Source organism: Paraglaciecola sp. IT1134 (assembly GCF_058068185.1).
The window spans coordinates 2,722,280-2,744,365 of record NZ_CM176486.1; the positions used below are offsets into that span (position 1 = coordinate 2,722,280).

The window sequence follows — 22,086 nt, forward strand, 5'->3', positions numbered from 1 at the left end:
TTATGTCGTTTATTCAGTAATCTGTTTCTCCATTTTAATAAGTGACTGCAACCAACCACCCGAGTCAGGATAGATACCCCGCTAAAATTTCATATTTTTTAGATCGAGGGAGCGGTAATCGAACAATAAGTGTCTATGGATTCAACACAACGGTAAATACGCCACTAAAACCGTATGGAAAGCATGGGAGGCCCTAAAGATATCACGCATTGGATTTACGCCACCGATGAAGGAATTGGCCCAAATGCAAATATTCACCTGAAACTAAAGGGGCACTTTAATTATTGCATGGAGGCCAATGATGGCTAGGTGCGGTTTGACTTTACGGGTTTATTTACAAAAATTGAAACGCACCAAGTCATTGAATATGCATTTGAAGACGGTCATAAGGTACACCACTTTCGTTGAAACGGCGCATGTCATCAAAGTGCGGCAAAGTTTCGATGCTGACGATGAGCACTCCAGCAAGCAACAAAAACAAGGTCGGTAGACTATTTCAAACAACATGTTGAGCAAAACAACAATAAATAATACTGATAAAACAGGATATATAGTCATAGGGCCGAATCTAGTCACTTGGTTTGAAATTTAGGTTAATGATATGGCAAGCGCTAAAACATTTTATGAAGTCGTGTAAAAAATATCCTTAGAAGAACTCAAAGATAGTACTGACACTGAAAAAAAATAGTGATGCAATCCTTTCACTCTAAGGAGCTGTGGGGTCGAGTTCTTTGAAAAAAATCTCTTGGACTAACATATGCTAAATGGTTGCCGTTACCCAAGCGCCTATAGATCGCTCATTGGGGACTTTCAAGATAGTCGAACCCCAACCTCAAGCTGTCAGAACAGATTTGAGCTACGATAGTTTTCGCTCGACAGTAGCGGCAACTTGTTGCTGCAAATTCGCACTAATATAAATAGACAAGGTCGATAAATTGGCATGGCCCGCATTTTTCATAACCACCTGCAAAGGTGTACCAACTGCAATAGAAGTTGATATACCGGTATGGCGCAGCGAGTGCACACTGAAATGGCGTAATTCCTGAGCTTCATAGGGGTCATCATTGGTCAGTCTGTCAGCGGTTAACTCAAAAACCTCGCGCACAATACCCCGAATAGCTTCTACGCCCAACTGGGCATCTAAGATACCGGTATCACGGCCGTGAGTGGCAGCCTTATGCCTTACAAACAGCGGGATTTGTTCGTCTGGTTGTGGCAGTTCACTCAACCCAAGATACTGACGATAGCGTATTAAACACTGTAAAAGTTCATTTGGGCAGGGGATGATGCGGCTTTTTCCCCCTTTACTACGGGGAATTTTAAATACCCAGTTACCGCTTCTATGTTTGAAAAAATTGCTCATCAATGGGGTAAATCCTGGCCGCGCCGCTATTTCGGAAACTCTCGGATAGAGCAAGTAGAGTAGGGCGAGTAGCAGGCGGCTTCGTTGGTGTTTTTCTGGCTGCTCTTGCGCCAACTCATTAACCACCTCCCACACATTGTGCCATTGCAGTGTGCTTAATGCCTTTTCACCATCTTCACTTTCAGTTACATGGGTATTGTTAACGTTTAACCTACGTAACAATATGGCTGCCGGGTTCTTATCGTGATATTCCACGTCGTTTAGGAATAAGAAAAAGCTGCTTAAAAGTGAAAGTTGGGCCTTTAAGGTTGTTGTTTTGCGTATATATCTGCCCATACTACGATTTACAAAAGGTTGCCATTTAGGATTGGCTTGCACCAATTCAGTATGCACATCGGTGATAAAAAATGGATAGGAAGTACGGGCGATCAAGTGGGCAGGGGGTTGATTACAAAAGTCGATAAACTTGCGCAAAGTAATGCGATCGATCTGGGCAATAGAAACACCACATTCAAACCAAGCCCAGTTAAACAACAAATTCAATTCACCGCGAATTGATTTGAAATTATTGGCGTTGAAGCGATTCTCTGCCAGGTACTCAATCGCCAATTCGTAACTATAAGCTGCATCAGGAATACGTCTGTCGAGACGAGTGATACATTGATTAATATAATCCACTCCCAGTTCGAGCTGATCTGCATGGGGGAATAACGGCATGAAATTTTGGGACATGGCATGTTCAGAAATTTGGAAAACACATTTAACTAATTTTAACTGTATATTCATCCAGTTTACATCATCATTTGGTTAAATTCACTTATCTAACATAGCTATACCGATACCAGCGGATACTCCGTCCCCCTGACACCTCTTTAGCAGCCTTTTGACGCTCAGCAACTATGCAATAAATTTTTATTGCATAGTGAATTGTTCTCACTTGGGTGTTTACTTGTTATGTTTGGCATTGGGTTAAGACCCGCAGTCATTTTATTAGGTTATTATGCGTTCGAGTCGTCAGCTTAAGTACATTCTGTATTATTGAAAAAATGCACTATTGCGTGCAGAAGGAAATAATTTCAACGTGCATACATTAAGTAAAAATTTTTTGAAATTGTTCAATAAAGATTAAATAAAATCATACGTTTGAACAGGTTAGTAAGGAACGTGATATGAAAAGCAAGTCGGATATTGGTTTAGTGGGTTTAGCGGTTATGGGTGAAAATTTGATCCTCAACATGGAGTCAAAAGGTTTTACCGTAACGGCATATAATAGAAGTTACTCGAAGGTAAAAAAATTCATTGCCGGTCGTGCTCAAGGCAAAAACATCCGCGGTGCAGACAGTGTTCAAAGCCTGGTTGCCTCACTGGCCACCCCAAGAAAAGTGATGTTAATGGTAAAGGCAGGCCAAGCAGTAGATGATTTTATCGAGCAATTAATTCCGTTTCTTGCCCAAGGCGACGTCATTATTGACGGCGGTAATACCCATTTTCCTGATTCGAACAGACGAACAAAATATTTAGAAAGCAAAGGCTTGTTATATATTGGTACCGGTGTGTCCGGTGGTGAAGAAGGGGCGTTAAACGGACCTTCAATTATGCCTGGCGGTTCAAAAAAAGCCTGGCCGTTGGTTAAAGATATTTTCCAATCTATTTCTGCAAAAGTTGCTGATGATAATGGTAATGAAGTAGTTCCCTGTTGCGATTGGGTGGGCGATGCTGGTGCCGGGCATTTTGTCAAAATGGTTCACAACGGCATTGAGTATGGTGATATGCAACTAATTTGTGAAGCATATCAACTAATGAAGGTGGTATTAGGTTTAAGCTCTGACGAAATACAGAAAGTGTTTGCCCAATGGAATACAACGGAGTTGGATAGCTACCTAATTGATATAACTAAAGATATCTTCGCCTTTAAAGATGAAAATGGCGACGCGCTAGTTGAAAAAATTCTGGATACTGCTGGACAAAAAGGTACTGGTAAATGGACAGGTATAACTGCCCTTGATTTAGGCGTGCCTTTAACCTTAATTGCCGACGCCGTATTTGCTCGTTGTATTTCGGCTAAAAAAGAACAGCGAGTTGCTGCTTCGAAAGTCATTTCCGGTCCAGATATTCATTTTGACGGCGATAAAGCGGAATTTATTGAGAGCCTAAGACAAGCGGTATTGGCAGCCAAAATTGTCTCTTATGCACAAGGCTACATGCTCATGCAAGAAGCAGCAAAGGAGTATTCTTGGGAGCTAAATTATGGGGGCATAGCGTTAATGTGGCGGGGCGGTTGTATTATTCGTTCTGCGTTTTTAGGAAAAATTAAAGAAGCGTATGACGCCGAGCCAGAGCTAGAAAACTTATTATTAACACCTTACTTCAGAGATACCGTTGTATCTTCTCAAGCTGGATGGAGGAGGGTGGTCGGTACGGCCGTGGCCAACGGCATTGCCATTCCATGTTTAAGTTCAGCATTAACCTACTTCGATGGCTTTCGAACAGCCCGTTTACCTGCCAACTTGTTGCAAGCGCAACGTGATTATTTTGGTGCCCATACTTATGAGCGTACTGACCAACCTAGAGGGGAGTTTTTTCATACTAATTGGACTGGCCGTGGCGGCGATACAGCATCAACAACCTATGATGTGTAGTGATTCTCAAACACAGTCGTAGTATTTGATAATTAACGTCTTCGACCTCCTGGTCGAAGAATTGAACTTCGTCACCGAGGAAATAGCTCTTATGGTCGTATAACGCTAATTATACGACCATAAGTATTAGGCTCTCACTAACACTTTTAAACAATAAGATACCAACCAAGCATTCGGTTATTAACGCCACTGATAATCTCGCGAAAATAATGAGTAGCCTGTTATTCGCTATCCTTTCAGTTACATGGGTATTGTTAACGTTTGGTCTGCGCAGCAAAACGGCACCGAAGAGTGATCAGCATGGACGGGAGAACCGGTGAGCACCTTAGGGATAATGAATGATCATCTTCTTGGGAATACCCAGTACTTACATTTGCTTCAGCTCATATTCAGATAAGCCGCATAATATTGACATTTCTAACCTTTACGGTTTTTTCAGGACCATAACATGAACACCATAAAAACTTTTCTCAGTGTTGTTACAATAGTGCTGATAACGGGTTGCGGAGGCGGCAGCGATGATGACAGTAGCTTTATTCCCGGCCCCATTATTGAGGATCCCCAGCCTGAGTTCACGCAGCTTGGCCTCGACAATCATATTATTAACCGCATCACAGAGATCGAAGGCCAGTTGTTTGCCTCCACGGATCAGGGACTGTACGCGCAGATCGAGGATGACAACTGGCAATTGCTGACATTGACCCACTGGAACGTTCAGGATTTGGTAGTGGCAAGCGAAAACCAGTGGCTGATAAACGTCTCCGAAGACCAGCGGTACTTTCTGGCCCAGAGCACCAACACCGGAGAAAGCTGGCAGGTACTGGAGCATGATTTTGGTGGCCCTAACCGCAACCCGGCCGATCCACAAGAGCCCATATTCAGGCTGCTGCATGATGAGGGCCGGTTATTTGCGGTAGGACCTGACGCACTGGCCTTATCAGAAAACAATGGACGTAACTGGACATTGCAGGCGGGAGTCTGGGATGGCTTTGCCACCGGATTGGCGGCACTGGCCCTTAACAAAGACAGAAATGACGTTTGGTATGGCGGCCAGGGCGCAATCGAAAACCCCCGGCTGCTGCGCTACAGCCTCGACAGCATGGCGCTGGCGGAATTTCCTGAAATCAGTGAATTGCTGGAATTTCCGAGCGTGGTTAAAACCATCGTGCTGCATCCGCAACAGCCTGACACCCTCTATGCGGGCGGTGAAGGCGGCCTGATCCAGACTAAAAACTACGGTGTAACCTGGCAGGATATGCTCACCAATGACAACTCCCGTTTTTACTTTGATCTTGTGCTCGACCCATCCGACGCCAATATTCTGTATACCGCAGGCTGGGATAAAAACTTTGACGAACCGCAGCCGTTGATCCTGGAAATAAGCCGTGACGCCGGACAAACCTGGCAGAGCCACACCTTCCTCGATGACGACATATTCGGCGGTGTACAAAGCCTGCTTGGACGACATGAACAGGGCCAGTTTGTGTTATACATAGGCTTGTTCAAAGGCGGCGTATTCCGGGTAACCTTTAACTAATAGTGCCTGGCTACCAGCCTCCATTAGGTGGAATTTATTCCAACAACGGTGGCAACACAACGCTATTGTCGGGCTAAAGCCGCGGCCTACGAATTCCTCGTCATGAGTATAGAAAGGATAAACGCAGATAAGACATTGGGCTTATTGCAATAGGCCCAGATTCCAATAGTAAGTCCATCAACATGACATTGGTAGATTGCGCCTGACAAAGAGAATGTTATACAAAGGATAACTCGCCAAGGCGCTAACCAATCCGTATCTGAATAGATTCCGGCGACTATTGCCTTGAAAACTCAAAAGTATGCACGTAGCAGCGTGATAACATACTGCCATTGATAACTGAAATGAGGATAAATCAACGAAATAAGGCCTTCCTAAAGATCATATAGATATTCGCATAATGTATATTATGTTAAATTGATTATATTGTTGGATTTATCACTCGCTATCTTTTGTTAGTTCAAATTGAGACTGAGATCGGTTCTCACTTTCATTTGAAAATCGAAAACCATGCCCTACTTGGGATACCGTCGTTTTAGTAAAAGCACATTTTAAAAATTTTGTGAGATTCCGCTTCAAAATATTTATTAAGCTGCTATAAAGTGGCAAATGTATTCCAGCTACCATTCATCAAAGAGGTGATGGCATTTAGTAATGTCGTGTCTGCGGAAAGTTTTGTTTTGCTCAACAACATGAAGTTATCTAACCAATTACCTATTTCATGCAGTTCATAAGTATCAATCTAGCCAACACTACTTTTGGAGGCTGTTCGGGAGATTTTTACCAAGCAAAGTTGTCCCACCCGAACATTTATTAAATCACTAAAGACAAATCGTCCACGCCGTCATCACTCGCTCGAAATATCCGGCACTCCCTGAGTTAACGGCCTTAAGTCAATAGCTCCCCGGTCAACGGTTACCGCTCTAGTGACTAAGGATGATTTTTAGTCATGAGATTTATTTTTGCATATAGGATTCCAATCGATCTGTTTCACTTTTGACGACTTTATAACATTCGCATGATTGGGCTTCTAAGCGAGGGCGATCGACCACGCTAATATGACCGCGTTTATAGGTAATAATACCTAGCTTTTGTAGTTTTCCAGCTGCTTCGGTGACACCTTCTCTTCTCACCCCTAACATATTGGCGATCAGTTCTTGGGTCATGATCAGGTTATTACTGGATAAGCGGTCGAGGGATAATAACAGCCAGCGGCATAACTGCTGGTCAATGCTATGGTGCCTATTGCATACTGCCGTTTGCGCCATTTGGGTAATTAAAGACTGAGTATAACGTAGCAGTAACATACGCAAATCGAGCTGGCTGTTAAACTCGCTACGCAATTCCGCTGATGGGAAGCGGTAGGCAGACCCAGCACTTTGCACTATCGCCCGGCTAGGTGTACTTTCTCCGCCCATAAACACTGCGATGCCAACTAGCCCTTCGTTACCAATAACAGAAATTTCGGCAGAGGAACCGTCCATCATGACGTAGAGCAAAGACACAATACTATCGGTTGGAAAATACACATAATCCAGTTTTTGGCTGGCCTCATAGATGACTTTGCCCAGGGGTAAACTAATCAATTTGAGGTGTGGTAACATGCGTTTCTTCGCATCAAGGGACAGGGCATTAAGTAACTTGTTTTTTAAACGCTCCATTTTAAATCTATTTCCTTTTCAGAGACCTGCTTAAAGCACCAAATCCCTCACGAATTCATTCAGCAATGGTGATATTAGTATATATAACCTTTGGGTATTCAGTAAATGTTAATACAGTTTTTCAGAAGAATATTTGCAGGTATTTGACGTTTTTATTTTATGTGGTGTTTTGCTTCCGCAAAACTTCGATAACCTGTTTTGGTTTAACGGGTAACGCCAAATTTCTTTGATAGTACATGACACCATTAAAAGCAAAGACCCAAGTTAATCAACCCTACTCCGCTATGTGCGTTGGCGCACATACTAGCACCCTCCCCGGCAGTATCTTAAGGGAAGTTATTAACTCGAAGTCATGCGGTCACCCATGAACTCCACTTATGATCCCATTGTTTTAAATTATCCGGTCAGTATTTCCTGTGCACGGTCAACATTCCCTAGCGCAATCCTGTTTATCCGCCGAGAATGCATATAATGAGTTTAAAAACGCGGTTCACTACCTTTTTTCGCCGTTCTAGCTGGTTCAAATCACCTTTACCGGAGGAACAAACACCACTAAGAGCGGAACTGCTGAACGCGGTTCAAATGGCGCAGCACGCAATATCACTGGCCGAAATGCATGTATTGGACCCGGATAACTCTCGAGATCAACTGCTGAAACGACTGGACGCCAATGAACAGGTACTCATCGCTACCAATAGGTTGCTAACCCTTGCAGTAAAGGCTAAACAGCGCATTGCACCATCGGGGGAATGGTTGCTCGACAATTTTTACCTCATCGAAGAGCAAATTCGTACCGCACGGCGCCACTTACCCGAAGGTTATAGCCGCGAACTGCCTCGTTTAGCCCAAGGAGTGTCCGCAGGTTTGCCGCGGGTGTATGACATTGCGCTGAACGTTATCTCTCACCGAGATGGTCGTGTGGACGGTGAAATTCTTGCGCATTTTGTAGCGGCCTATCAATCGGTGACCCCCCTCGCGCTGGGCGAATTGTGGGCGATCCCTATCATGTTAAGGTTGGCTCTGATTGAAAATATGCGCCGGGTCAGCGGCCGCATCACCATTGCTCGCCAGTATTTAAATCTGGCCCAGCATTGGGCAAATGAAATGTTGGAAACGGCCGAAAACGATCCTAAAAGCCTGATCTTGGTGGTCGCAGACATGGCACGCTCAGAACCGCCGATGGAAAGTGCTTTTGTGGCTGAGTTGACCCGACAACTGCAGGGGCATGGCCCCGCTCTGGCGCTGCCTCTAACGTGGATCAAACAGCAACTGGTGGAATCAAGCCTCACCATTGAACAATTGGTGCAAACTGAAAACCAACAACAGGCTGCCGATCAAGTATCCATTAGCAATACCATTGGCAGTTTACGTTGGTTGACCGCCATGAACTGGCGCGATTTCGTTGAGGCCAACAGCGGTGTAGAAGAGGTCTTGCGAAAAGACCAGCATGGATTGTACGCCACCATGGATTTTGCCACTCGGGATAGCTATCGTCAGGCGATCGACAGACTAGCTAAACGCAGCCCGTTTTCTGAAATCCACATCGCTCAAACTGCACTGCAATTGGCGCAACAGGCCAAGGATCCACAAAGCGAAAATCAATGCATCACTAATCCTGCTAATCATGTCGGTTATTATTTGATTGATGACGGAATGGTGCAGTTAGAAACCGCGGTCAATGCGCGGAGCACCCTGTTGACGCGATTGCGAGCGTTTATTCGCGGCATACCATTAGTTCTCTACCTTGGGTCAATCTTGTTGCTAACTGCCCTGGTCAGTACTGGCCTATTGGTAATAGCTGAGCCACAAGACATCACAGAGTGGCGCTTCTTGCTACTGGCAAGCCTATCTTTACTGGGGGCCAGTCAACTGGCCTCTGCGTTGGTAAACTGGATTATCACCTTGTTGGTTGAACCCCAACGTTTACCGCGTATGGACTATTCGAAAGGCTTACCAGAAGCTATGCAAACGCTAGTAGTGGTGCCCACCATGCTCAGCAATGCAAGAGGCATCGAGCTTTTACTGGAAGTACTGGAAGTAAGATTTCTGGGCAATCGCGACGGGCATCTGCATTTCGCGTTACTGACTGATTTTCACGATGCGTTACACCAAACCGAAAACGAAGACCAACCACTGCTGCAACAGGTGCGTATGGGCATCGAGCAGCTCAACGCTAAATACCCGGCCCAATCTGCGCTACACGGTGATCATTTTTTTCTGCTGCATCGCCCGCGCAGCTGGAATTCACAGGAACGAGTTTGGATGGGTTGCGAACGCAAACGCGGTAAATTAGCGGATCTGAACGCACTGCTGCGAGACCATAATTCAAAAAACTTCGATCTCATCGTTGGCAGTATTAGTGGGCTTTCGCAGGTGAAATATGTCATTACTTTGGATACCGACACGCAACTGCCACGGGACTGTGCACTGCAGTTGATTGGCACCATGGCACATCCGCTCAATCAGCCACGTTTTGATAACAAAAAGCAGTGTGTGGTGGGTGGTTACGGTATTTTGCAACCGCGTATGGCGGCCAGTCTGTCCGGGCAGAACTTGTCGCGTTATGCGCAGCTGTGTGGAGAGGAACCAGGTATTGATCCCTATACCCGTTCGGTATCGAATGTCTACCAGGATCTGTTCGCTGAAGGCTCGTATATAGGTAAGGGTATCTACGATGTGGATGCGTTTGAGCGTACGTTAAACAACCGTCTGCCACAAAACCAGATACTCAGCCACGATTTGTTAGAAGGCTGCTACGCCCGCTCTGGGCTGTTAAGTGATGTGCATCTGTACGAGGAATACCCCGCCAGTTATGACACCGACATGGGCCGGCGCGAGCGTTGGATCCGTGGTGATTGGCAGATTGCTCACTGGTTGCTGCCCTGGGTAAAAAATGCCCAGGGCAAAAGATGCCGCAACCCACTATCCTCACTATCGCGCTGGAAAATTTTTGACAATCTACGTCGCAGCGTTGAACCCCTGGCGCTGTTATTGCTGCTATCGATGGGTTGGTGGGTGGTCCCTAGCCCCCTTTACTGGACACTGGGCGTTATGGCTATTTTTCTACTACCGCCACTGTTTACCGGTCTGCTGGCCGCCTGGCGAAAACCCGCCGAAATGTTGCTTGCCCACCACCTGCAGGGAGCGCTGCGCGACGGCGTGCGGCAAGTTGCTCAAGTCGGATTCCGCCTAGCTTGTCTACCCCACGAGGCCGTGTTTAATCTAACGGCGATTTTGCGTAGTCTCTGGCGCATGCTGTTCACCCATCGTCGCTTGCTGGAATGGCATGTGGCCGATGATAAGTCGAGCCATTGCACAGATGGTCTGCTCGGCAGCTACTGTTCCATGTGGGCTGCCCCGGTCATCGCGGCCTGCATAGCCAGCGGACTTGTTTGGAGGCAAGCCGATAACCTCCTACATTCCGATTTAGTGGCCGCTCTACCAATACTAGTGTTATGGTTTGTAGCCCCTGCTATCGCCTGGTGGTTGAGCCAACCACAATTCGATCCCAAGCCAACACTTACCTCTGAACAAAGTACTTTTCTGCACCGAATTGCGCGTAAAACCTGGGCTTATTTCGACCACTTCAGCATCGCAGAAGATCACTGGTTGATCCCGGATAACTTTCAAGAACAACCCGGCCCATTGACGGCCCATCGCACTTCGCCCACTAATATTGGTCTATCATTATTGGCAAACGTCAGCGCCTATGATTTTGGTTTTATTCCAGTGAGTGGTTTACTGCAACGCAGCGCCAATTGTTTTGCTACGCTGGATAAATTGGAGCGTCACCAGGGACATTTCTATAATTGGTATGACACCCAGTCGCTGCTCCCCCTGCCCCCGCGTTACATTTCCTCGGTTGACAGCGGCAATCTGGCAGGTCACCTGCTGACCCTGCGCATGGCGCTTCTGGAACTGCCAGAGCAACGCATCCTGCACCCGCGTTTTTTTGAAGGGCTGAGCACCACCTTGGATATTTTGGCGACGTCTTTTACCGATAAACCTTCGGGGTCTGAAGCGGAACTCAATACCGACATGCCCAACGATGAGGAAAGATACGTCATATTGGCTGCGATCCAATCGATGGGCACATTGTTAAGTGGTGCTCAAACACAAGCGCCTATCAACCTTAAACAGGCCGAGCAGCAACTAATCCCGCTTACTCAACGCGCCAAAACACTGGTCGCTAGTTTCCAGATGCAAGCCCATACACAAAGCCGACAATGGGCCGAAGACTTGCACACGCAGTGTGACGCGGCCCTGCAAGATTTACGTTTGCTGGCACCCTGGCTGCACCTGCCCATTGCACCAACCAGCCTTCAGTCATTCGCACAGTCGATTAATCAAGACAATGGCATCCCTTCCCTGCGCCAACTGGCAGCAAACAGCAGTGCCAATTTGGCTGCGATCGACGCGCGCTTATCATCAGCGCAGTCGGCGCAGGAGAGCCAATGGTTGTCTACTGTGCACAGCCAGACTATAAATAGCGCCGAACAGGTCAGCAAGCGAATGCAGGAGTGCGAACAACTGGCACAACGGGCGTTCGAGTTTGCATCCATGGAGTATGCTTTCCTGTATGACGAAACCCGGCACCTGCTGGCGATTGGCTACAATGTAGACGACCAGCGCCGTGATGCCAGTTTTTACGATTTGCTGGCCTCGGAGGCCCGCCAGTGCACCTTTATCGCCATTGCTCAGGGCAAGCTCCCGCAACAAAGCTGGTTTGCCCTGAGCCGTCTGTTGACCTCAGCGGGTGGCGAACCTGTGCTGGTGTCCTGGAGCGGCTCAATGTTCGAATACTTGATGCCAATGCTGGTGATGCCCACCTACCCCGGCACCCTGCTGGACCAAACCGGTCGCGCGGCCGTCACCCGCCAGATTGCCTATGGCAAGTTGCATTCAGTGCCCTGGGGGGTGTCCGAATCAGGTTATAATACAGTTGATGCGAATCTCAACTACCAATATCACGCCTTTGGCGTGCCAGGCCTTGGTCTGAAGCGTGGGCTGTCAGAAGATCTGGTTATTGCACCCTATGCATCAGCCCTGGCGCTGATGGTTGCACCACAAGCGGCTTGCGAAAATATGCAGCGCTTAGCGCAAAACGGGCTGGAAGGTCACTATGGATTATACGAAGCCATAGACTATACCCCGGCACGTTTATCCCGTGGCCAAACCAGCCAGGTTATCCAGTCGTTCATGGCCCACCATCAGGGCATGAGTTTGCTCGCGCTGGCGTATCAACTGCTTAACCGTCCCATGCAGCGACGCTTCGAATCAGATCCCATATTTCAATCCACCCTGTTACTACTCCAGGAACGAGTGCCGAAAACGTCGGTGTTCCAGCCGCATGTCGATCAATATGCCGAAAGCGGCGCACTGTTTGACCACCCCGCAGAGTCTGTTAATACGCCTATCTCTGGTGAAACCCCCACACCGGAGGTTCAACTGCTGTCAAATGGTCGTTACCACGTGATGCTCACCAATGCCGGCGGTGGATACAGCCGCTGGCTTGATTTGGCCGTCACTCGTTGGCGGGAAGACCCCACCTGCGACAATTGGGGCACCTTTGTGTATGTGCGGGATACCGCCAGCGGTGAATTCTGGTCTGCCGCTCATCAGCCCACGCTCAAACCTGCCCAATCTTACAGTGTATTGTTTTCAGAAGGCCGCGCCGAGTTCCGTCGCAGCGATCAGGACATTGAAACCTATACTGAAATTGTGGTATCGCCGGAAGATGACATTGAACTGCGCCGGATCCGTCTCACCAATCACTCAAACAACCCGCGCAAACTCGACGTTACCACTTATGCCGAAGTAGTAATGGCACTGCCAGCGGCGGATATAACCCAACCCTCGTTCAGTAACCTTTTTGTGCAAACCGAAATTGTCGCGGGCGGACATGCCATTTTATGCACCCGCCGAGCACGGTCCGCAGACGAAAAAACACCCTGGATGTTTCATCTGCTGGTGGCCCATTGCAGTGGTCACGGAGTCAGTGTTGGGGCGTTTTCAAGTACCACCGACCGTATGCAGTTTATTGGCCGTGGTCGCACGCTAGTGTCGCCACTAGCCATGGATGAATCCGGCGAATTAACTGGCAGTGCCGGCTCGGTGCTCGACCCTATGGTCGCCATTCGTTGCCCGGTGACGTTGGATGCGGGCAAAGTCGCCACTGTTGATTTGATTACCGGTATGGCAGACAGCCGCGAAGCCTGCCTGGCACTGGTAGCCAAATACCAGGACCGACATTTGACTGACCGGGTGCTTGACTTGGCCTGGACTCATAGCGGCGTTATTTTACGTCAACTCAACGCTAGCGAGGCCGATACGCTCCTTTACCGACGTTTAGCCGGTTCTATTTTGTACGCCAATTCGGCGCTACGCGCTGACCCGGCAATATTGATCCAAAATCGCCGTGGCCAATCTGGCCTGTGGGGTTACTCTATTTCAGGGGACTTGCCCATCGTGTTGCTGAAAATTTCCAGTAGCAATCACATCGAGCTAGCACGGCAACTGATCCAATGCCACGCCTACTGGCGCTTAAAAGGATTAGTGGCAGACCTGGTTATCTGGAATGAAGAGCAGGTCGGTTATCGTCAGCGCCTGCATGATCAAATCATGGGCCTAGTTGCCACCGGAACCGAAGCGCAATATATCGACCGTACTAGCGGTATCTTCGTGCGCTCAGGTGAGCAGATTTCAAGCGAAGATCGGATCCTGCTTCAGGCTGTGTCCCGCGCCATTTTAATCGACAACCGGGGGACTTTGGCTGAACAAGTCAATCGACGAACCCTAACCGAAAAACGCGTGACGTTATTGACGCCAACGGGAACATTCGGGTTGACAAAGGCGATAGAGCCGAGTAAACCACGGCGGGATTTGGTGTTGGGTAACGGGCTGGGCGGCTTCAGCAGCGACGGGCGAGAGTACATCATTACCACTACCCTGACTAACCAGACACCCTTGCCCTGGGTGAATGTGCTGGCCAATGCCCAGTTCGGTAGTGTAGTCGCAGAAAGTGGTCTGGCTTATACCTGGAGCGAGAATGCCCATGAATTTCGCCTGACCCCCTGGAGTGAAGACAGCGTTGGTGCATCCGGCGGCGAAGCTTTTTATCTGCGTGATGAGGAGAGTGGTTATTTCTGGTCGCCTACGCCAATGCCTAGCCGAGGAACGACCCCCTATGTTACTCGTCACGGTTTTGGTTACAGTATTTTTGAGCACACCGAAGACGGTATTCAGTCGGAACTTTGTGTGTACGTGGACTTAGAAGCAGCGGTGAAGTTTTCGGTGCTGAAGATCCGCAACACTTCCGGACGGCCAAGGACGTTAACAGCAACCGGTTACGTGGAATGGGTGTTGGGTGATCTACGTTCAAAATCCGCCCTGCATGTCGTAACCGAAATCGATGCCAGCAGTGGCGCAATGTTTGCTCGCAATGCCTACAACTCCGAATTTGGCGATAAGGTGGCATTTTTTGATGTGGACGACACGGCCCGTTCGCTCAGCGGAGACCGTACCGAATTTCTTGGTCGCAACGGCACACTGCGCAGTCCTAATGCCATGACGCGGGCACGACTGCCCGGCCGCTTGGGTGCGGCGCACGATCCTTGTGGTGCAATTCAAGTGCCATTTGAACTGGCCGACGGTGAAGAACGCAGCATCATTTTTCGACTCGGCGCCGGGCAGGATTTGGAACAAACACGTGCACTGGCATTGCAACTACGCCAACCCGGCACCGCTCGAAGAGCATTAGAGAATGTCCATCAGTTTTGGCACGACACATTAGGTGCCGTGCAGGTGGATACGCCCGATACGGCGGTGAATTTGCTGGCCAACGGCTGGTTGGTGTATCAGACCTTAGCCTGTCGTTTTTGGGCACGCAGTGGCTATTATCAGTCGGGTGGCGCATTTGGTTTTCGCGACCAGTTGCAGGATGCGATGTCATTGATACATGCACAACCGGCGCTGTTGCGCAAACACTTGCTTCACTGTGCGACTCGCCAATATCCCCAAGGGGATGTACAACACTGGTGGCATCCACCCGCCGGGCGCGGCGTGCGCACCCGCTGTTCAGACGATTATTTGTGGCTGCCATTGGCGGCCTGTCGTTATATATCAAGTACTGGCGACACTGGCGTGCTCGATGAGATGGTGCCATTTATTGAAGGCCGTGCCCTGAATGATGATGAGGAGTCTTATTACGACTTGCCTACCATCAGTCAAGAGCGATCCAGCCTGTATCAACATTGTGTACTGGCAATTTTACACGGACTGCGATTCGGTGAAAAAGGCCTACCTTTAATGGGCTCTGGTGATTGGAATGACGGTATGAGTCTGGTGGGCATTGACGGTAAGGGCGAAAGTGTGTGGCTGGGATTTTTCTTGTATAAAGTATTGCAAGACTTTTCGGTTGTCGCTGGTCAGCACAAAGATCCAGATTTTGCCCAGCGCTGTGTTGATGAGGCAAAAAAACTGCGAGTCAATCTGGCTAAACACGCGTGGGATGGAGCATGGTATCGCCGGGCTTGGTTTGATGACGGAACCCCCATTGGATCCTCTGTTAATACCGAATGTACCATCGATTCTATCGCGCAAAGTTGGTCGGTATTGTCTGGTGCGGGTGACATCAAGCGCTCACTGCAAGCAATGGGATCCCTCGATCAGCGTCTGGTTCGCCGCGACAGCAAGTTGATCCAATTGCTCGATCCGCCCTTTGATAAATCCAGCATGAATCCGGGGTACATCAAAGGCTATGTTCCTGGTGTACGTGAAAACGGTGGTCAATACACTCACGCTGCTATTTGGGCGACCATGGCCTTTGCAGAACAAGGAGACAGCAAACGGGCCTGGGAATTAATGGATTTGATCAATCCACTTAACCACGGCCGAAATGAACAACAAGTAGCCACCTACAAGGTGGAACCCTATGTAGTTACGGCTGATGTATATGGTGTTGCACCCCATATCGGACGTGGTGGTTGGAGCTGGTATACCGGTTCGGCTGGCTGGTTATACCGCCTGATACTGGAATCCCTGCTGGGATTATCGCGAGAGGCCGACCAACTGCGACTCACGCCCTGCATACCCCAAAGCTGGAGTTCATACTCGATCAACTACCGTTTTCGCAGTACCGATTATCATATTGTCATCTGTCAAATTTCGGCAGATGCAGATCTAATCGGCACAGGTCTGACACTCGACGGACTAGCGCTGCAACCACCCTATATACCGCTCAAGGATGATCAGCAAGAGCATAGTGTGAAGTTCACTCTTCGCCGGGCAACGACCGTCGAGGTGAAATCCTAACCAGAATATACAATTTAGTGTAACTAATTGGTTTATCCGATATATCTCGAATTGCTTTTAATAATTTGGAGCTAGTTTCTTCTGTCATGGCATCAATTATTTGTGCAAATATATAACAGGCAAGTATTGTGGTTTTTGTTTTTCGTACAAGCAGTCGAAGCACCTCTGCTAATATTGTTATTCTAATTTTTTAAACCAGCCGTGTGACTACATTGTTTTTTTAATGATTATTTGAATCCAAAAAAATCTATAATACTCATTTTTAAATCGTGCCGTTCAATGCGCCCTAAAGTATCCCCATGAATGACACATAAAAATCTAATCGAAAGATTGGTTCTATCAAAGGGAAGGTCATATAAATATCAATCGGCCTTAGTCGAAAATCTTCGGTTCAATATGCACCAGTACGTCCTGGATATTAAATTTATCGGCTAATACTTTTTCTATCTCATCAGCGATTAGGTGTGAGTCTATGGTCGACAAATTAGGATCAACGGTGACAATCACGTCAGCCACCCTGCCCTTACCACTTGTTCTTGAGCGCACCCTAACGACGGCATTCACATTTTCAACGCTATTAACAGCAGCAGAAACAGCCGTGGGATCCACATCACTATAGTCGACCAATATGGGAATGGCCCTTTGAAACAGTTTAAAAGCTAGATAGAAAATGATCGCCGATACCCCGACAGCAAACGCGGTATCCAACCAATAATAGCCCTGCGCCGCGAGTTGCCATCCAATTATGACCACCAAGGTGGTTAATACATCACTTAAGGTGTGGCTGGAATCTGCTTGCAAGATGTCAGAATCGAGACGTTTAGCCCAGTAACGTTCCCAAATAGTTAAGGCGATATTGATCAATAAGGTGATAATCAAGATACTTAAACCCAGATAACTTTGCTCAACTTCTTGGCCAAAGCGCTTCAAGGCATTTATTAATACTTCAAAAGCAACAATGCTCAGTAACGATGCTAGTCCAAATACGGCTAGTTGTTCATATTTTTGGTGGCCATATTGGTGATCGTTATCCGCCGGCGCCTTGGCCAGATTTATTGCCATCCATGCCATAACGTTATTAGCAACATCGGTTAAAGAATGCAGTGCATCAGCGATAACCGCTGAAGAGTTAGTCATAAAACCAACAGTCAACTTAGTCAACGTGATCAGTAAATTGATGCAGCCTTCGATCATCAAGACGGTTTTAACCTGCATTGTTAGTCCTTTGAGTGCGTGATTTACACGGGATCTGCCATTAACATCTTGGCATTTTTTTTGGCCCTAACATTGATTCCGGTCAAGGCTAACTTTACTTAATAAACACAATTGATTTAAGAGCATGGTGGTCGCTCAATAACGTGCATCTACTTACTTGGCACTTGTCCTGAGTCAATTTTCGAAGCTAGGTTTACTTTACTATTTGGCTATAACACGACTGCTAATCTTTTTTTAAGGTTTACTCCATGAAAATTGCTTTTTATAATACCAAACCCTATGACCGAGAGTATTTCGATAAACTTAATCAAACTCATGACCATGAAATACGGTATCTAACACCTCACCTGAACCTTGAATCGACTGCCTTGATCAACGACGAACAAGTCGTCTGCGTATTTATCAACGATTGCCTTGATGCCAGTGTGCTCGAAGTGTTGCAGCAAAAAGGCGTAAAGTTAATCGCATTACGTTCCGCTGGCTTTAATCATGTTGATTTAGTTGTCGCAAAACAATTAAAGCTGCCCGTGGTAAGAGTGCCTGCTTATTCCCCCTATGCTGTCGCTGAACACGCGGCAGGCCTGTTAATGTGTTTAAATCGTAAGCTCAACAGAGCCTATAATCGCGTACGAGAAGGAGACTTTTCGCTACACAACTTAATGGGTTTTGATCTGCACGGCAAAACCGTAGGTATTATCGGTACGGGTAAGATTGGCCAGGCGTTTAATAACATCATGCAAGGTTTTGGCTGCCACGTCATCGCCTCCGATAATACTCAATACCAAGAATGCATCGATACAGGTCTTGAGTATGTCCCCCTGGACACCCTATTTTCCCGGGCAAGCATCATATCCCTGCATTGTCCGCTCACGCCAGAGACAGAACATATGATAAACCCGCAGTCGCTGGCTAAAATGCAGGACAATGTGACCATTATCAATACCAGTCGCGGCAAGTTGATCGATACCAAGGCGATTATCAATGCGCTAAAGACCGGCAAAGTGGGTTTATTGGGCTTAGATGTGTATGAAGAAGAAGAAGCCTTGTTCTTTGAGGACTTTTCATCGAGTGTCATTAAAGATGATCAACTATCAAGATTACTGACCTTTCCCAACGTGATCATTACCAGTCATCAAGCTTTTTTTACGCGCGAAGCCATGCAACAAATCGCCCAGGTGACTCTGTCAAATATCACCCAATTTGAAAAAAATGGCATTATTGAAAATGAAGTGTCTCTTTGAACATAGTCAATAACCAGCCCACGTCCATGCGCGTTGGTATATTAACTGGCGGTGGGGATTGCCAGGGCTTAAATGCCGCTATTCGCGCGGTGGCTAAAAGTCTGATGTTAAGTTGCCACGCAGAAATAGTCGGCATTGAAGATGGTTTTGCGGGTTTAATCGAACGCCGAGTACGTCTATTAAGTTATGCAGATTGCAGTGGTATTTTATCACGAGGCGGCACAATTTTAGGAACCAGTAATAAAGCCAGTCCTTTTAGTTATAAGGGCGAAGATTGCTCGGCAAAGGTAATGTCATATTATCGGGAATTAGGCTTGCATGCGGTTGTTATGATTGGAGGCGACGGCACTATGTCAATTGCCTATGAATTATCAAAACTGGGCATGAACATTATTGGTGTGCCTAAAACCATCGATAACGACCTGATGTGTACCGAACGTACTTTTGGCTTTGATACTGCTGTGGCCATTGTCACCGACGCCCTTGATCGTTTGCGCACCACAGGACAATCCCACAAACGAGTCATGATACTCGAAACCATGGGCCGCTATGCGGGTTGGATTGCTCTGCATGCGGGCATTGCCGGTGGGGCAGATGTGATCCTTATCCCTGAATACCCCTACAACATTAATGAAGTAGTCAAAGCCTGCAAGTTACGCGCAAGTGATCAGCATTATTCGATTATTGTGGTGGCAGAAGGAGCCAAAGTTAAAGGTGAAGGTTTTACCGTTCATCACACAATAGAAAATAGTCCTGATCCCCTGCGCTTAGGAGGAATTGCCGAGATGCTCAAACAACAACTAGAGCCCCACCTTGATGCCGAAGTCAGAGCCACGTCACTTGGACATATACAGCGCGGGGGTTCGCCCACTGCCTTCGACCGAATATTTGCCACCAACCTTGGCTGTTATGCGGCCTCTATGGTTGCGTCTAAACATTTTGGCCGTGTGGTGGTAATGCAAAAAGGTGATTTAACCAGCGTTAAACTGGAACACGTTGCCAATCTTACCAAAACGGTTCCACCAGACGATATGGCAATGAAAAGTGCCCTTTCCCTCGGTATCAGTTTTGGCAGTCCTATACTCAACAGCCAGATAGATCAGCCTGTTGTAGTTGAGTTGAGATGAAAATATAAAGTACATCCTGTCCTGGTTTAAGATAGTGGTTCCGGGTGTTAAATTTCACCAAAAAGCTTAATGCAAGGTCAATCAAACAAATCTTGATCAGGGTCAATAGGGCCCAGTTAACAATCGGCATAATCAACTTAACTAATTTTGTGGAATATTTATGCCTACTCTTAGTGACATACCAGACTCAGACGACCCTGTGCATAGCGGTACTGTAGTTGCGGTGCGCGGCAGTGTAGTAGACATAAAGTTCACCAGCCATCTCCCCGCTATCCATACCGTCTTGTATGCACAAGACAAAAAAACGGTGATGGAGGTACACACTCAGCAAAATGCCCATCATGTAAGAGCCATAGCCTTAACCCCTACACAAGGACTTGCTCGAGGTATGCGGGTAACAAACTCGGGGCAACCCATCAAAGCACCTGTGGGTCGCAATATTCTTTCCCGTATGTTTGATGTATTTGGTGCACCTATTGATGGACTCACGCCGCCTACCGACGTGCAATGGCGCAGTGTCCATCAAGCGCCGCCTGCACTGGCAACACGATCCAGCAGTTCACAGATATTTGAAACAGGAATAAAAATTGTCGATGTTTTATCGCCACTGGAGCGTGGCGGCAAAGCCGGATTATTTGGTGGTGCCGGCGTGGGCAAAACAGTGTTATTAACAGAGATGATCCACAACATGCTTGGTCATCAACAAGGTGTGAGCATTTTTTGCGGTATAGGTGAGCGTTGCCGCGAGGGTGAGGAGCTATACCGCGACATGAAACAGGCTGGAGTATTGCCCAATATGGTGATGCTTTTTGGGCAAATGAATGAACCGCCCGGTAGTCGCTTTCGTGTTGGTCATGCGGCCCTTACCATGGCTGAATATTTTAGAGATGATGAACATAAAGACGTGCTGCTGCTGATTGATAACATCTTTCGCTTTATTCAGGCTGGCGCAGAAGTCTCCGGTTTATTGGGGCAAATGCCTTCACGTATGGGTTACCAACCGACAATGGGTACAGAGCTAGCGAGTCTCGAAGAACGGATTTCCAGCACAGACACCGGCGCCATTACTTCCATTCAAGCCGTTTACGTACCCGCGGATGATTTCACTGATCCGGCGGCCGTGCATACTTTTTCACATCTGTCAGCCTCTTTAGTGTTGTCACGCAAGCGTGCTAGCGAAGGATTTTATCCGGCGATTGATCCCCTGCAGTCCAGCTCGAAAATGACCACCCCAAGCATTGTTGGCAAACGCCACTATGAGCTGGCTCAGGAAATTCGCCAGATACTGGCCCAATACGAAGATCTCAAAGACATTATCGCCATGCTGGGTCTGGAACAACTTTCAGCTAGCGATCGTGACGTAGTCGTGCGCGCTCGCAGATTAGAACGTTTTTTTAGCCAACCGTTTTTTACCACGGAACAATTCACCGGCATGCAGGGAAAACTGGTAAGTCTTGAAGCGTCTCTAAACGGTTGTGAGCGGATATTGCGGGGTGAATTCAACCAATACCCGGAAAGTGCCTTATACATGATTGGCGCGATCGACGAAGCAATCAAATCGGCTCAAAAAGTTAATCCCAGCATAGAGGTTGAACATGATGCGCCTTAAAGTTCTGCTACCCCATATGGTTTTCGCCGAACATATGGATGTGCTGCGGATAGTGGCCGAAACGCATGAGGGCTCCTTTGGCATATTACCTCAACGGCTAGACTGTGCCGCTGCCCTGATCCCCGGCATATTGACCTATGAAACTCAAGCACAAGGCGAAGTATTTGTTGCTGTAGATGAAGGCGTACTCGTCAAAACCGGTGATCAGGTATGGATATCTGTACGCAGAGCCTTTGGTGGGGTGCCACTAGAAGCATTACGTGAAGCCATAAAAACAGAGTTTTTAAGCCTTGATGAACAAGATAAAGAGCTCAGAAGTGTATTAACCAAGCTGGAAAGCGGGTTTTTAAGGCAATTTACGGAGCTAACAAAAGTTTAATCT

The 22,086-nt window shown here is 47.5% G+C and carries 10 protein-coding genes; 7 read left to right on the forward strand and 3 right to left on the reverse strand.

The annotated features are described in order from the left end of the window. Positions 1 to 856: 856 nt before the first annotated feature. Complete coding sequence (locus tag AC3RV5_RS11810) at positions 857 to 2,149, reverse strand: tyrosine-type recombinase/integrase (RefSeq protein WP_489727848.1); 1,293 nt, start codon at positions 2,147 to 2,149, stop codon at positions 857 to 859. Between the two features lie 383 nt (positions 2,150 to 2,532). On the opposite strand from AC3RV5_RS11810, the gene gnd reads away from it, so the two are divergent. Both gnd and AC3RV5_RS11820 read left to right on the forward strand, forming a co-directional pair. Then, positions 2,533 to 4,002 carry a decarboxylating NADP(+)-dependent phosphogluconate dehydrogenase gene (gnd, locus tag AC3RV5_RS11815; RefSeq protein ID WP_489727849.1) on the forward strand — a complete coding sequence of 490 codons (1,470 nt, stop codon included), beginning with the start codon at positions 2,533 to 2,535 and terminating at the stop codon, positions 4,000 to 4,002. 448 nt (positions 4,003 to 4,450) lie between these two features. Further along, positions 4,451 to 5,539 carry a hypothetical protein gene (locus tag AC3RV5_RS11820; RefSeq protein WP_489727850.1) on the forward strand — a complete coding sequence of 363 codons (1,089 nt, stop codon included), beginning with the start codon at positions 4,451 to 4,453 and terminating at the stop codon, positions 5,537 to 5,539. Positions 5,540 to 6,495: 956 nt separating this feature from the next. On the opposite strand, the gene AC3RV5_RS11825 is transcribed toward AC3RV5_RS11820, so the two are convergent. Beyond that, positions 6,496 to 7,200, reverse strand: coding sequence for a Crp/Fnr family transcriptional regulator (locus tag AC3RV5_RS11825; RefSeq protein ID WP_489727851.1), 705 nt, complete (start codon positions 7,198 to 7,200; stop codon positions 6,496 to 6,498). Positions 7,201 to 7,671: 471 nt separating this feature from the next. Between AC3RV5_RS11825 and AC3RV5_RS11830 the strand changes: the two genes are divergently transcribed. Beyond that, positions 7,672 to 16,512 (forward strand): glycoside hydrolase family 94 protein, encoded by an 8,841-nt coding sequence (locus AC3RV5_RS11830; protein WP_489727852.1) that lies wholly within the window; start codon positions 7,672 to 7,674, stop codon positions 16,510 to 16,512. Positions 16,513 to 16,884: 372 nt separating this feature from the next. Here AC3RV5_RS11830 and AC3RV5_RS11835 read toward each other — a convergent pair whose 3' ends face one another. Continuing rightward, the gene (locus tag AC3RV5_RS11835) at positions 16,885 to 17,727 is read right to left on the reverse strand and encodes a cation diffusion facilitator family transporter (protein ID WP_489727853.1); all 843 of its coding nucleotides are present in this window, start codon (positions 17,725 to 17,727) and stop codon (positions 16,885 to 16,887) included. A 248-nt stretch (positions 17,728 to 17,975) separates the two neighbouring features. On the opposite strand from AC3RV5_RS11835, the gene AC3RV5_RS11840 reads away from it, so the two are divergent. The 4 genes from AC3RV5_RS11840 (at position 17,976) to AC3RV5_RS11855 (ending at position 22,083) form a co-directional block, all read left to right on the forward strand. Then, complete coding sequence (locus AC3RV5_RS11840; protein ID WP_489727854.1) at positions 17,976 to 18,968, forward strand: 2-hydroxyacid dehydrogenase; 993 nt, start codon at positions 17,976 to 17,978, stop codon at positions 18,966 to 18,968. Further along, the gene (locus tag AC3RV5_RS11845) at positions 18,965 to 20,095 is read left to right on the forward strand and encodes a 6-phosphofructokinase (RefSeq protein WP_489727855.1); all 1,131 of its coding nucleotides are present in this window, start codon (positions 18,965 to 18,967) and stop codon (positions 20,093 to 20,095) included. Before AC3RV5_RS11840 ends, AC3RV5_RS11845 begins: the two co-directional genes overlap by 4 nt. A gap of 160 nt (positions 20,096 to 20,255) precedes the next feature. Next, positions 20,256 to 21,704, forward strand: a complete 1,449-nt coding sequence (gene atpD / locus AC3RV5_RS11850) for a F0F1 ATP synthase subunit beta (RefSeq protein WP_489727856.1) — start codon at positions 20,256 to 20,258, stop codon at positions 21,702 to 21,704. Next, entirely contained in the window at positions 21,691 to 22,083 is a 393-nt protein-coding gene (locus AC3RV5_RS11855; RefSeq protein ID WP_489727857.1) for a F0F1 ATP synthase subunit epsilon, read from the forward strand. Before atpD ends, AC3RV5_RS11855 begins: the two co-directional genes overlap by 14 nt. Positions 22,084 to 22,086: the final 3 nt, after the last annotated feature.